This is a genomic window from Haloferula sp. (assembly GCF_049672945.1).
In the GTDB taxonomy this organism is placed as follows: Bacteria; Verrucomicrobiota; Verrucomicrobiia; order Verrucomicrobiales; family Akkermansiaceae; genus Haloferula.
On the sequence record NZ_JBATWY010000034.1, the window covers coordinates 16,930 to 31,222 of the forward strand.

The window sequence follows — 14,293 nt, forward strand, 5'->3', positions numbered from 1 at the left end:
TCTGCCAGAACGAGCACCGATTGACCCCGGCAACCCGGATGCCTGCCAGAGTCACCATTTTACCATCCCGGACAACCCACCGCGACCTCTCAAAAGCCCCTCATGAATGCTCTAAACACGCTCATATCAGGAGTGCTATCGATTTCAAGCGCTGCCGCTGGAATCACCACCTTTGAGGCCGAAAGCGGAACTTCCGGGGCAAACTATGCCGAGACTACCGACCCGCTTGCTTTGGGGGCCACCTATCTCAAGCCCCTGGCAGCGCAAACAGGTGGCTCTCCTAATAGCGTGGAGAGTATAGCCACTTACCAACTCGACCTTCCGCAAGGTACCTACGATCTCTATGCTCGAATCCAAGTCGGCCCTGACGGTGGACAGGATGACAGCCTGTTTGTCGGCAATGGATTCGGCTCAAAGAACATCAATACGGATAGCGATTGGGTCGAAGTGAACAACCTCGACCAATCCAAGAATACCTACCTGAGTCCCGAGGGCAGCCAGATCGTGAATGGAGTATGGACTTGGATAAGACTCTCGAATCAGGTGACCGTCGCCGAGTCCGTTCCACAATTCACTTCTAGCGGCGGAGCGATGACTTTTCAGATCGCACAGAGAGAGGACGGTCTTCTCATCGACTCGCTATCCTTCGTGTCCACCGGCCAAACGCCTGGATCCCCACAGCTATCGAATGGCGGTGGCCCCAGGGAGGTCGTCAAGTGGGGCAGGAAATGGAAGGAGTGGGTTTTGCCATGGGTCGACCAGTCCGGCAACGGCAGAATGAGGCAAGGGTGCAAGGAGGCCGGCTTGCTCATACCATCCGGCGTTTCCGGCGATTTGCCGGTGCGGGGAATCCATCTGCTCACGCAGTCTCTCCATCCGAATTTCGAGGTCCAGATGGACGTCGCCACCAAGACCCTGAAGAGAAATGCCGACGGCAGCCTCAATCTTAGGGTCACAGACGGGAACATGTGCAAGTTGATGCATGACAACGGCTTTGCCATTCTCAGCTGCGGCGACTCAGATGGTGGGGATCCGCTTTTCTGGAGCTGGGCGCCGTCGGATGCCCTGAGACAGGCGCTTGCCGCAGAGACCGGACATCCCGAACTCGTTGATGCGGGTGCGATTCTCAACGGTTTGTCACGGGGCGGGCGGGCCGCAGCCGGCTACGCCGCCAGCGGCAGTAACAGGGACAAGGTGCTCGCGGTGATATTGGACGTTTCCACCACTTACACCTTCGGGAGCAGTATGTTCGCCCCCTTGGCCATTCCTGGCGTTCCCATGCTCTACTACGCTTCCTGGGCCGATCTGTATGAGGGCACCGACCGGAGGAGCACACACTACAGCTCAACAACCACCTGCTACAGTGCCGCATACGGGAACGGGAGTCTGCCAGTGGATCCCTGGCACCCGTCCTCAGCTCTGATCGACCCGCTGCTGCTCGCGCACGAGTCGCCCGATAACAAATACTACCAAAACAAATGGCTACAAGGAGTCATCAACCTGCGCGCTCCGGCGTCCAATACCGCAAATAACTTCCAATTGCCTGCCACGGAGGGTGAATCATCGGGTTTCGGAGTGAAGTGTGATCTACCGAGCACAAACGGACGAACCTACTACGACAACATCGTCATCAAGAAATGGACCGAATTCAGCGCTTCCGAAAAGCTGAATCTGAACTTCTGGCTGCCTGACGCACCGACCGTCCATGAGTTCATTGAACGATCCAGCACGTCCGGGCCAACCGGCAACCCCTCGGAGATCAGCATCACGACATCTACAAGCATTCCCACCAAGGATCAGTCCACGCCGAGCATGCCGACCGATCTTAAAATTTCGAATCTAGGCAATGGAACGCATCGCTTGAACTGGACGCCAAGCACGGACAATGAAGCGATCCTGTTCTACCGGATCTATCTCGATGGCACCATCATTACGGGCGTGCCAGCGTCCGCAAGCTCCTACACCTTCACCGAGTTGACAAACCGGCAGAGCTACAATGTTCGTATTCAGGCAGTCGATAGCAGCGGTAACGCATCAACGTTGAGTGATCTCCTCAGCTATTCGGTTCGCAATCCCTCGCCCGGTGTGAATATGAACGCCGATGATACCGTGACCATCGGATTTCCTGCGGTTCCAAACAAACGCTATTTCATTCAATATTCAAACACCCTGGCCGGAAAGTGGGAGACTGTCAGCCCCGGCATTGTGGCAACGTCAAACTCAGCCCAATGGACCGATTCGGGCCCCCCGGAAACCGAGAGCGAACCGCTTTCGATTTCCAGACGCTTCTATCGCGTGGTGAAAACCGTGGAGTCACAGTAAGAAGGAAGCAACATGCAATCATCCGCGCTGCACCAACATCCCTTTCCCGATGAGCTCGCCCATCCAGAATTTCGTCTACGGACCAGCGCCTCGGTCAGGTTTAGCAACCTCTTCTCACTACTTTTAAGATAATGCTTTGAATTCGAACGATATTCACCTCCCCCTGCGTAAGGGAGTAACAACACGGTCCTCCTTACCCATAATAAGCCCCTCCTCACCGACCTATGAAATACACCTTGCCTCTGATCCTTTTTGTACTCGCTCCCCTCGTTTCCCTGGCAGAAAAGCCCAACATTGTCCTCGTCATCACCGATGACCAAGGCTACGGCGACCTCGCCCACAACGGCAACCCCCACGTCAAGACTCCGGCCATCGACAAACTGCACTCCGAGTCCGTTGCCCTGGACGACTACCACGTCGCACCAACCTGCTCACCGACCCGCTGTGGCCTGCTCACAGGACACTGGACGAACCGCACAGGAGTCTGGCACACCGTGAACGGTCGCTCCATGCTCCGCGAGAACGAGATCACCATCGCGACTCTCCTCAAGAACAACGGTTACACGACCGGCCTGTTCGGCAAGTGGCACCTTGGTGACAACTATCCCTATCGTCCGGAGGATCGCGGTTTCGACGAGGTTTTTCGCCACGGAGGCGGTGGAGTGGGACAAACTCCCGACCTGTGGAACAACAACTACTTTGGCGGCAGCTATTTCCACAATGGGAAGATCGTCGATGCAGAGGGTTTCTGCACGGACGTCTTCTTTGACCAGGGCATCGACTTCATCCGCAAGAGCGCCGAGGCAAAGAAGCCGTTTTTCGCATATATCTCAACAAACGCCCCGCACGGCCCCCTCCACTGCCCGCCGAAGTATATGGAGATGTACAAGGGCATGGACAAGAAATACCAGGCGTTCTATGGGATGATCACCAATATCGACGACAACGTCGCCCGCACCCGAAAGGTGCTCGAAGAGCTCGGAATCGCCGACAACACGATCTTCATCTTCACCACCGACAACGGAACCGCCTACGGTCAGGGGATCTACAACGCGGGCATGAAAGGCAGCAAGGGCAGCGCCTATGAAGGCGGCCACCGCGTCCCCTTCATCATCCGCTGGCCGGCCGGCGGCCTCCATTCAAAGAAGTCGGTCAAAACTCTCACCGGGTTTGTGGATGTCGTTCCCACCCTTCTCGATCTTTGCGGCGCAGACAAGATCCCCGCCGCCCTGAAGTTTGACGGCGTTTCCATCCGGAAGCTTCTCTATGAGGCTGATTCCGCGGAGTGGCCAGACCGCTTTCTCATCACCGACTCTCAGCGCGTCCGTGATCCGATCAAATGGAAGGACTCCTCTGTCATGTCCGAGCGCTGGCGCCTCATCAACGGCAAGGAGCTCTACGAGATCGATGATGACCCCGGACAAAAGAACAACGTCGCGACGCAACATCCTGAGCAGGTCGAAACGATGAGGAAGTTCTACGAAAGCTGGTGGACCGAACTGGAACCCACCTTCTCGCAGACCACTGAGATCTACCTTGGAGACGACAAGGCCCCAAAGGTGACGCTCACCGGCCACGACTGGATCCAGGAGCAACTGCCACCATGGAATCAAGGAATGATCCGCGTCGGGAACGATGGCAACAAGGGCAAGAAACACGAAGGATATTGGGCCGTTAAGGTGGTCAAGTCGGGCAGCTACAAATTGGAACTCCGCCGATGGCCCTCAGAAGCCGATGCACCGATTACCGCGAGTCTTCCCGCCAAGCCGAATGTCCCTGGCGCGAGCAAAGCCTTCAGCAACAATAAGGGCAAAGCCTTCCCCTTCACTAAGGCAACTCTCCGGATCGATGGCAAAGATGTCGCGACAAAGGATATCGACAAGGACGCAACCCACGTGACTTTCACCGTTGATCTGACCGAAGGTTCCCACCAACTCGCGCCGGTCTTCAAGACCGCCAACGGCAACGAAACCGGTGCCTACTACCTCATCGTCTCGTCTGCGCCTTGAACATCTGAGACTCCAACGCATCAGGGCCAAACATCCCAAGCGAACTCGATAGACCTGAAGTTCACCGACTACCTTCAAATGCGCATTCTTCGTGGCATCATCCTCACCATCATATGGGCTCAGCACCTCCACGCCAAGCCGATGAATATTGTTTGGATCGTGATCGAGGACGCGTCTCCAGACATCGGGTGCTACGGGGAAACCGCCATTAAAACGCCAAATATGGATCAGATGGCGGAGGATGGCATCCGTTTCACCCATGCTTTTGTCACCAGCCCCGTGTGCTCACCAAGCCGGTCAGCAATGATCAGTGGGATGTATCCGGTGACACTTGGAGCGCACAATCACAGCAGCCAGAACACCGGAGGAAAGGGAAAAGGAGGGCCTGCCTATCACAAGAGTTACCGCGTGCCGGTGAAACTCGTTCCGGAGCTCTTCCGCGATGCCGGATATTTTGTAACGAACAACGGCAAGACGGACTATAACTTCATCCCACCGAGAGGCCTCTACGACGGATCCAGTTGGAAGAAAGCGAAGAACGATCAGCCGATCTTTGCACAGTTTCAGCTTCGCGGTGGAAAGAATCGGGAAGCCCCGGGGCATTGTGATCCAGCCGCTGTGCAACTCCCGCCCTACTATCCAGAACATCCGGTAATCCGTCAGGATTGGGCGAAGTATTTGGACTCGTGGGTTCAGACGGATAAAGAGGTTGGTCAAATCCTAGCGGCACTGGAAGCCGCCGGACGACTGGATTCAACTGCGGTCTTTCTGTGGACGGATCACGGAGTAAGCCACCTGCGAGGCAAGCAGTTCCTCTATGAGGAGGGCATTCGCATTCCTTTGATCATCAGCCTCCCGGACAAGCAAAAAGCAGGTAGTCTGCGAAATGACATCATTGAACACATTGACATCGCGGCGACTTCACTTGCCCTCGCAGGTATCGAAATTCCAGATTATGTTCGTGGCCGCGATTTTCTGGCGGCAGACCATGTGCCGCGCGATCACTTGTTTGCAGCTCGCGATCGCTGTGACGAAACGGTGGACATCATCCGCGCTGTTCGAGACGAGCGTTTCAAATACATCCGAAACTTCATGTCGCATGTACCGCACGCACAGCCGAATCGATACAAAGATAAAAAAATCATCGTTCAGACAATTCGCGAGCTGAACGCGAAAGGCAAGTTGAACGAATTGCAGGCGCGCCCATTTGCATGCCATCGGCCTCCTGAAGAACTCTATGATCTTGAGGAGGATCCGAACGAGACGACCAACTTGGCCACCGACCCAAACCACCTAGACCGACTGCTGGCGATGCGTGAACTCACTTACAGCCGGATGCTGAAAGAACGGGATATGGGGCTCATCCCGGAACCAATTCTCGAGGACCTTGGCCGTAAAGCAGGAACGAAATACGACGCATTCCTCAAGACCAATCACAATAAGCAGACAAAACTTTTAGTCGAGGTGATCACAGCGGGTGAAGCGAATGACACCAATTCACTGATGGCATTTACTGAATCCAAGGATCCATCTGCCCGTTACTGGGCGGCTGTGTGGCTCGGTGTAAACAAGACGCCAGACGCGAAGACAGTGCTCAAGAAGCTCCTAACTGACGAGACTCCTGCAGTCAAATTGGCAGCCGCTCAGTCGCTGGTCAAACTCGGAGACAAGGAGTATCTCAAGTTGCTGATTCATCAAATCAACGACCCGAACTACCTTCTCGGAATGTATGCTCTCCGTGCAATCGAGGAACTTGGCGATGAAGGTAAAGCCTACAAACAGGAAATCTCTGCTGCACAAAATTCCCCTTATGAATTCTCACGCCGGATTGCCACGCGATTGATGAATCGTTGGGCAGAGAATTGATGAGAATAATCGCGCTACTCCAAGTTGGCCCCAAGGCAATCGGGTCCTGTTTGATTCGGCAGCTCCCAGACGACTCAGCACCCGGCAAAATTCTCATTGCACACAGGTTCCCAATTGAAAGCAGGCTTCATCTACCAAACAAAAATCACAGGAGGCTAGTCCCCTCGTTTGAGTTCCTTCGAATAATCCCACTCCTCACGGCCCTTGCAGAAATTGTGACCCGGCAGCCATTCGGTTGTAAGCGGGGTAAACTACGCCCTTTCTGAAAACTATCGTTCACCCAAATTTCGTTTCATTCATAAGCGCCCAACAGAACCCCTCTGTTCGGATCTCGCATTTCCGCCATAGTTTGCGGGTCTATGGCATCTACGTCTGACTCCACGTCCATCATCAAGAGCGTCTGTATCGGTCGCACCCGGTACAGCGCCGAATACAAGGCCGAGGTGGTCGCCGCCTTCGAGGGCAGCGGTCTGAGCGGTCCGGCCTTCGCGAAGCAATGCGGAATCAAGTATCCGGCCTTCGCCGCTTGGGTGGCGAAAGACAGGAAGGAGAGCGGTCCACCCTCCGATGGGAGAACCGATCAGCACTTCCTGCTCGCCGTGTTCGCCGGTCTGGCGTAAGCGCCAAACGAACCCCGTCTCGAACGGACTTCAGATTTGCGAGAGGTATGATACCTCTAGTGGTTATGCCGCTGAGCGAAGGGGCTAGGCTTCGTGCTGCCGGATCCAGGCTGCAGGCAGTAGCTCGCGCAGGTCATCCTGGTTGGTCATGCCCGGCAGGCGCTCGAAAACCCAACGCAGGTAGGCTTCAGCATCGTGGCCGGCTCGGCTGATGTTCTCGACGAGGGTGTGGATGACCGCGCTGCGCTGACCGGTGTGTTCGCAGCCGAAAAACATCCACTTCTTCATGCCGAGTTTGGTCGGGCGAATGGATCCCTCGGTCTGGTTTTTGTCAAACTCGATGCGGCCATCCTCGAAGCACGGCACGAGGTGCGGCCATTGGTCGCGGGCGTACTTCAGCGCCTTGCCCAGGTTGCTTTTGGGCAAGATACGGTGGCGGTGCTTTTTGAGGTGATCGAAGAGCCTGGCGAGATGGTCGTAAATGCGGCGTAGCAGGATGCGGCGCGCCTGTCTTCGTAGGCCGGGTCCGGTCCGGCGGCGTTTGAGTTCTACTTCGATGCGGTAGATTTTTCCGATCTGCAGCAGGATCCGGCGCGAGGACTGTGTTGAAGAGAACTGCGTAACCACAGATAGACCGGCCGATGAGGCGTCTCCGCGATTCAGCAAGAGCGGCTTGCAGCCGGCGTTTGGAAGTGGCAAGAACGGTGGACGGAAAGCGGGTCAGGAGTGGTTGCTTTTTCACACTTCTCAACCGTACTCGGAACCGCTTTTCGTCTCTCCATTTTCAACGAAATCGGCCTTAACTACGTACCATTCTTGTTTGGCCCCAATTCTTCCTCACAGCGCACCACTTCGGCTTCCGTAGACGGGAGAACTGAATAGCAGTGTAGCAGTACCAGCGATCAAGCCATCGACCCTACTCAAGGAAACAGGAAGGCCTTTCTCCATTTTACAAGACCTGCATCTGATTTTCCCGGTCGTATCAGTCGAGGACGCGATAGAAGTCGGAGCCATCGCCATCAGGGTCAACATCCGCCGAATCAATGGTCAGCGTATTAATACCCGGTATCGACGCGACGTTCCCAAAACTCTCGCTGGAAAGGTCGTTCGATTGCTGTACAGCCAATCCTGCAGAAGACCGATTGAGAGTCAGGATCACATTGCCGCCAGCATCCAGTTCAACGTCAAGGATCCGCAAGGGGGTATCACTAGGACCAGTGGTGACCATAAGGGCTCCACTGCCTGTGAGTAATCCCGAAGGATGCGACTGACTGTAAGTGCCGGCATCGACCTGCTCACCAGCCAGGAAAAGCGTTCCGATGGTGGCGTTTCCTGTGAAGTTCAGATTCAACTCCGCACCACTCGCCACACTCACACTGGATCCCGGAGGGAAGCTGCTGTTAGAAGCTCCATCACCGAACGAAAGAATGCCTTCATTGACGAGCGTTCCGCCGGAGTAGTTGCTGGGTATCCCACTCAGGTTCTTCACGATCTGGGTCCCGGCTCCATTTTTGACCAACGCGGTCGGAGTGGCACCGTCCGTGATCCTTCCCTGGAATTCCTTGCTTCCCGAAGACAGGTTGATCGTAAGGGTCCCACCGCCAGTGATTTCCAAATCCCCACCCAGGCCGAGCGAATTGGTGCTATGCGCGATCGAACTGACAGCTTGATTGAAACCATTGAGATCCAGTCGAGCCGTCGACCCCCTTTCGATACTCCAGCCAAACAGCACATCGGTAGTGGTCGGCAAGGCATCATCGAGACCTAGTACGACGTCGGCATCGAAGTAAATCAGGGTGCTTCCCCAAACGTTTCCGCCGACGTTGATCCGCTGCTTCCGCCCGAGGAGGCCACCGGAATCCGTGGCGAACCTCACCTGATTGCTACCTGCACTAACCGGGAGGTTTTCAATGACAAAGTCGCCCACCAGCTGGATGGGAGAGTTCGTGCTGGATACCCCGCCGGAGAGGGTCAGGGTGTCGAATCCGAGGGTTTCAATACGGGCGTTTGCGGAACCGATCGCAACCAGCTCGCCGATGATCTCGCTGTTACCTGTGCTACGGATTGCACCGTAGTTCCGGCTGGCTCCGTCTCCATCCATCTCGACGACATCGGCGATCGTCAGCCCACCGTTAAGGAGCAGTGTGGCTCCTGCATTGATCGTCGTTTTCCCGCTTGAACTACCCAAGGCGGATGAGTCGGTCGGCTCCAGAACTCCGTCATTAATCGTTGTGTCACCAGAGTAAGTATTCGCCCCCGATAGTCTGAGCAACCCGTCCCCTTCCTTGATCAGGCCACGAGCCACCTCATCCTCGCTGATAATTCCTGTGATCCCGAGGTCGTGACCTTCTCCGAGGTTGATGCTTCGATCATCACCATCGAGCTTAAAATCGAGAGCGATGATGTCGGTTATATTTTCACTTGCAGGAACCGCGACCGCGGTCGATGTGATGTCGCCGGCAAGATTGAAGGGGCTCCCTCTTAATGTGAAGTCCGTACCGACTGCGGTGTTCGTGAATTGCAGCGAACTGAAGCGGGGGCCGGAGACGAAGTCATTATTTGTCATCAGGTTCATTGTTCCCGCGAAGGCCAATACATCATTCTCGACGGGAGCGACATTACCCACCCAGTTGGTAGCCACCGACCAGTCGCCACTGGTATCGCCATCCCAAACACGCGCGATTTCACCGCGATCAGTCAGGATGGTTAGGGTGAAATTGTTGGAACCGGTACTTTGCGAAAAAGTAAAATCGGTATTTTCGATTCCAAGACCCGTAATATTCACCGATGATGAGGTGCTCGCAATGTTCTGGGTGTCAAATAGCTCAAAGGTCGCCGGCCCGCCCTTGTAAGCGGAGCCATCGATATTGATCGTGGCGTTCACGAGGTGAGTGAAGCCCGCCGAGTTAATCTTGCTCACGCCGGTTTCATCAAAGATGAAATTGACGGTGGTCGCCCACGCGGCGTTGTTCGTGTTGAACCTCGCAATGTTGACCGTCGCTTCATCACCGAGAATGTTCATCACCAGCGAAGGGTCACCACGCATTTGGCCGAGAGTCGTGCCGAAGGTTCCTCCGGAGATATTGATTTCCCCTTTGTAGCCATAGACGTTCCCTGCCGCCGAAGGTCCGGAGATCACAAAATTGCCACCACTGACATTCAAGGCACCCGATCCACCGGGTGCGGTGGCGACGAAGAGAGCCCCGTCGGGTTCTGGGTCGGTTATCATGACGGTGCCGGACGAAAGGTTGAAATCCCCTCCGCTCAGATCGAGTCCGGTCGAGGTGGTAACCGAACCCCCGGTGACGCTGAAATTTCCGCCGGCCAGGGTGATTGGCGAAGAATCGGTGTCAAGCAGGCCGCCGCTCACGGTGACCGCATTCAAGGGATTGTTCGCGGTGACGGTAACCCCGTCGGCAGCGAGTTCGCCACCCGTAATGTTGAGAAAGCCGGAGTCATCACCCGCCCCGATCGTCACGAGCTCCGCATCCAGCATGCCTCCCGCGAGGATATTGAGAGCTCCCGTATCACCGGTCCCACTCGTGTCGTTGACGAGGATCGCTCCAGCGCCGACATCGATAGTCGTTGTCACCTCTACAACCCGGTTTGAGTTGATCACGGCTTTATCGGAAGCGATGGCAGCGGGCAGGAGATTGCCGGAGCCACCCGAGGCAACCGTCGCGAAGTTCCAGTTCTGATCCCAATCCGAGGTGCTTCCCTCGACTGCGGTTGGCGTGACCGTCGTGGTCTGCGTTCCCTGAAAACGGTAAAACTTGAAGCTCGTCTTGCTGACAAGGTAGACGTCCCCATTGCGATCCCGGCCAAAACGCATGTCAGCTCGGCTGTTTCCCAGCACGGAAGCCAAGGTGGTCGAATTTCCTGCGCCATCGACGAGGGGCAGACGGAAGACTTCTGCCGGCCGATTGTCATTCACGATGTCCGTTGTCTCGATGTAGTAGAGGGCATCCGTTGCCAAATCACCGAAGATATAGAGCCCATCCAGTTCGTCGGCACGAATACCATCGTAATACTGTCCGGCGATGATTGCAGCATTGCCGGTGTTGGGCACGGAGCCTGCGGTATTGTTTCCCTCGTGACTGTATTGGGCGACAGGATACACGAGGCCATCGTCGTTGGCTCCTGAACGTGTCGGCGTTTCGGCGCGTGGATTGCTCCCATCCTTGTCACGGAATAGAATTGTGTAGGATGGATCGTCGGCGTCGCCAAAGGGCACCCACGTCAAGGAGTCGTTAGCATCCAGAATGGCATGGGTTGTCTGGTCGGACATAGTGAAGGCGAAGGTGCCCTCACGTAGGCTCCAGCCGTAGTTCCCCCCGCTCCGGACCAGATTGATTTCCTCCATCGCCAGCTCGCCCACGTCTCCGACCATTGGAGAACCATCCGGAGAAAACCCCATCGTCACGGGATTCCGAAAACCCTTCGCATACAGCTCTTCGGCAAACCCGCTTTGCCCGATCCATGGATTGTCTAATGGCAGAGAATACTTTCCGTTGGCTGATCGCTTCATCCCAAGTGCAGCAAGGTCGACATCGCTCAGACCGGATGGATCCTCCGGATGAATCCGAATCACCGATCCGGCGACATTGGAAAAGTCTTGGCCATTGTTCCTAAGGTCAATGATCCCGTTCATCGTGTTGTCTCCGAAGCTGCAGTAGATATTCCCGTAATCTGCATCGCCTGGGACAGCCACAGGGTTGAATCCGATGTTCTGGGCGCGGTGGGCATTTCCCGACTCGAATCCGATTCTGAAGACCTCGCGCATCGTCGGAGTGCTTCCGGACATATCCCACTCTGCGAGGATGAACTCGGAATCCGCAGCGACCGTCACATACAGATTGGCCGAACCGATATTCGACTCCCGATGCATCGTGTAGACCAGTTGATTGTTAGCGTAGTCCGGATGAAAGGCGAAGCCCCTGATCCCGAAATTGAAATTATTGTTTTGATCAATAAAGGAAGCCCCCCTCAGCGAGGCAACATCGAGGAAGGGTTCGGCGCTTGGCGTGCCATCAAGTTCAAACTCCAGAATCTGACCCTTCTTGATCGCAAAGTATAGCCGATCACCTTGCCAAGCCATCTGCTGGCAGTAGGCGGCATTGCCATCGGCCGGCAAGCTTCCCAACTCAACCAAGCGAACCTCACGATTTGACGGACCAAAAGGCCGCGCCCCCAGTCCGAGATCGGCCAGAGCCTTTCCGGGAGGAAGTTGATCGCTCAAATCTTCGGTTCCTCCAAGACACGGGTGCAGGACGGCCAACTGTAGCGCGATGACTACATGATAGACAAATCGGTTTATCATGGGTTTCTGAGTTCTTCCGGGAAGAGGCTGAACGGTTCCCCGAACATGATCCGCCGACCCAGCACCCGCTCATCACGCACGAGTCTGATCGGAATGGCAAGGACTTATATCCGCTCAATAGATTAGGTGCATATAGCGCAAGCTGAAGCAGTCAATATAGGTGTTCTGCTAGGGCCACCCGGTTTGAAAAGTATTACTTTTCTTGATGTTCCCCCGCTCTATTCAGGCCTGCGCGGCACAGAAGACAATTTCAGAGTCCTTGTCCGAACGAATGAACTTCAACGCTCCACTTTGGATGACGAATCGCTCGAGAACCCTCGCAACATCCTCGTATGTCAGGAAGTGAGACTCTTCAAAACTCATCAGGTTTCGTCTGCATGCATCGAGAACCAGCAGCCACTGGAGGTGGTGCCTGTCGTCGGCCTCGTCGAAGATAATTCAAATTTTTGGGGAGCTTCCCCACTTCGCTCTGACTACAGAGCACGACACGAATTCATTGTGTGCCTTTCTAGCTATAAAAACATCTCTGAATCTGCTCCTGCCAAAATCAAATCTATTAGATCACTTCCCGTAGAAGGGGTCGGTCCGGAATGGCACGTGATTAAGGCCGTCCGTCGTTGATTTTCTGTTAGATTTTGCTCCACGAAAAACCCTGCCTCCGGTAGCTTCAGACGTGACTCAAAAAGAACCGTTCCTGGCAGGGTTTTCCAAGCACCTTTGTGGCAAAGCAAAGCGCTCCGCGCAAGCCGTTATCTCCGACTTCCGCAAACGTTCCGCACGCCGATCCATCAGCAGCTACGGACGCTTCTTCGCTGCGGTCCTGCCCGCAGAGTTCCTCGCCTCCATCGATACGACCAAGCGTCAACGCCACTTCGATCAGGTCACTGTCTTCTGGGCATGGATCTCACAAATCCTCGGAGCCAACGCCTCCTGCTCAGTGGCCGTCTCACTCATTCAGACCTGGTGCGTCAAGGTGGGACGCGAGGTTCCCGACAGCAATACGAGCTCCTATTGCCAGGCGCGACAGAGGATCCCGGTGCCGTTTCTTGATGCGATCCTCGCGCGGATCGATGCACGGCTCGCGACCGCGGTCCGACCCGTCGACCTCTGGCACGGGTTCACGCTCAAGGCGATCGACGGCACCAGCGTGCAGCTCTGTGACACCCCCGAGAACCAGCTCGAATTTGCCCAGTCCAGCGGCCAGAAGGACGGCTGCGGATTTCCCGTCATGGGCCTCTGCGGCCTGCTCAATCTCAGCCACGGCGGATGGGAAGGTTTCGTCCACGGAAACATGAGGACACACGACGCCAAAGCCGCCCAGGGCCTGCTGGCGCTCATTGGCGAGAACGACCTGCTCATGGCCGACCGCGCGTTCTGTTCCTACGAAATCATCAGCCGTGTGCTCGCCAACGGAGGCGAAGTGGTGATGCGTCTCCACCAAGCGCGCCACCGCAAGCTCGACTGGCGGCGGGGAAGGAAAGTCAGCCCCATCGAACGGCTCGTCGACTGGGAGAAGCCCGCCGTCCAACCTGCCGCCAGCGACCTAACCCCGGAGCAGTGGGCGCAGCTTCCCGAGATCCTGACACTGCGTTACATCAAGCTCGGCTACGAGGACCGTAGTGGTGAGAAACGCGCGATTGTCGTCGTCACCACGCTGCTGGATCCTGTGAAACACGACGCCGTGGAAGTCGCCACCCTTTACGCCCGGCGCTGGGAAATCGAGACACGGTTCCGCGACGTCAAGACCACCCTGGGAATGGAGTTCATGGCCGTGAAAAACCCCGCGATGGCAGTCAAGACCCTCAAGATGATGCAGATTTCCTATAACTTGATACGCACCATCATGCAGCGTGCCGCGATCCATGCCGGCAAGCCGCTCTACGAGATCAGCTTCAAGGGGGTGCTTGACCAGATCGTCACCGGACAACTGCTCTTCGCCGGTCCTTGGAATCATCAAAAGCTACACCAGCAACGCTATGAGACCGTGGTGATCCTGTGCTCGGAAAAACTCGTCGACATCCGTCCCTTCCGACTCGAACCCAGAGCGATGAAACGAAGACCCAAACCCTTCCAGTTGCTGACCGCCCCCCGCCGCGTTTTCAAAGAAATTCCACACAAATCGACCTATCGAAAAGCCGCTTAATCACGTGCCATTC

At 55.8% G+C, this 14,293-nt stretch carries 8 protein-coding genes; 5 read left to right on the top strand and 3 right to left on the bottom strand.

Going from position 1 to position 14,293, the window contains the following annotated elements; genetic code table 11:
* Nucleotides 1-102 precede the first annotated feature (102 nt).
* The 4 genes from WBG04_RS02910 (at nt 103) to tnpA (ending at nt 6,817) form a co-directional block, all read left to right on the top strand.
* The gene (locus tag WBG04_RS02910) at nt 103-2,322 is read left to right on the top strand and encodes a fibronectin type III domain-containing protein (RefSeq protein ID WP_424312855.1); all 2,220 of its coding nucleotides are present in this window, start codon (nt 103-105) and stop codon (nt 2,320-2,322) included.
* A 224-nt stretch (nt 2,323-2,546) separates the two neighbouring features.
* A complete protein-coding gene (locus tag WBG04_RS02915) occupies nt 2,547-4,331 on the top strand; it encodes an arylsulfatase (protein WP_424312856.1) in 1,785 nt (594 codons plus the stop codon).
* A 78-nt stretch (nt 4,332-4,409) separates the two neighbouring features.
* Nucleotides 4,410-6,197, top strand: a complete 1,788-nt coding sequence (locus WBG04_RS02920) for a sulfatase-like hydrolase/transferase (RefSeq protein WP_424312857.1) — start codon at nt 4,410-4,412, stop codon at nt 6,195-6,197.
* 359 nt (nt 6,198-6,556) lie between these two features.
* The gene (tnpA, locus tag WBG04_RS02925; protein WP_424312858.1) at nt 6,557-6,817 is read left to right on the top strand and encodes an IS66 family insertion sequence element accessory protein TnpA; all 261 of its coding nucleotides are present in this window, start codon (nt 6,557-6,559) and stop codon (nt 6,815-6,817) included.
* 84 nt (nt 6,818-6,901) lie between these two features.
* Here tnpA and WBG04_RS02930 read toward each other — a convergent pair whose 3' ends face one another.
* From WBG04_RS02930 to WBG04_RS02940, 3 genes are all read right to left on the bottom strand, one after another.
* On the bottom strand, nt 6,902-7,516 hold the full coding sequence (locus tag WBG04_RS02930; RefSeq protein ID WP_424312859.1) for an IS66 family transposase: 615 nt from the start codon (nt 7,514-7,516) through the stop codon (nt 6,902-6,904).
* A gap of 283 nt (nt 7,517-7,799) precedes the next feature.
* Nucleotides 7,800-12,137, bottom strand: a complete 4,338-nt coding sequence (locus WBG04_RS02935; protein WP_424312860.1) for a PQQ-dependent sugar dehydrogenase — start codon at nt 12,135-12,137, stop codon at nt 7,800-7,802.
* Between the two features lie 222 nt (nt 12,138-12,359).
* The gene (locus WBG04_RS02940; RefSeq protein ID WP_424312861.1) at nt 12,360-12,500 is read right to left on the bottom strand and encodes a hypothetical protein; all 141 of its coding nucleotides are present in this window, start codon (nt 12,498-12,500) and stop codon (nt 12,360-12,362) included.
* A 310-nt stretch (nt 12,501-12,810) separates the two neighbouring features.
* Here WBG04_RS02940 and WBG04_RS02945 point away from each other — a divergent pair, with 310 nt between their 5' ends.
* Nucleotides 12,811-14,280 carry an IS4 family transposase gene (locus WBG04_RS02945; RefSeq protein WP_424312862.1) on the top strand — a complete coding sequence of 490 codons (1,470 nt, stop codon included), beginning with the start codon at nt 12,811-12,813 and terminating at the stop codon, nt 14,278-14,280.
* Nucleotides 14,281-14,293 lie beyond the last annotated feature (13 nt).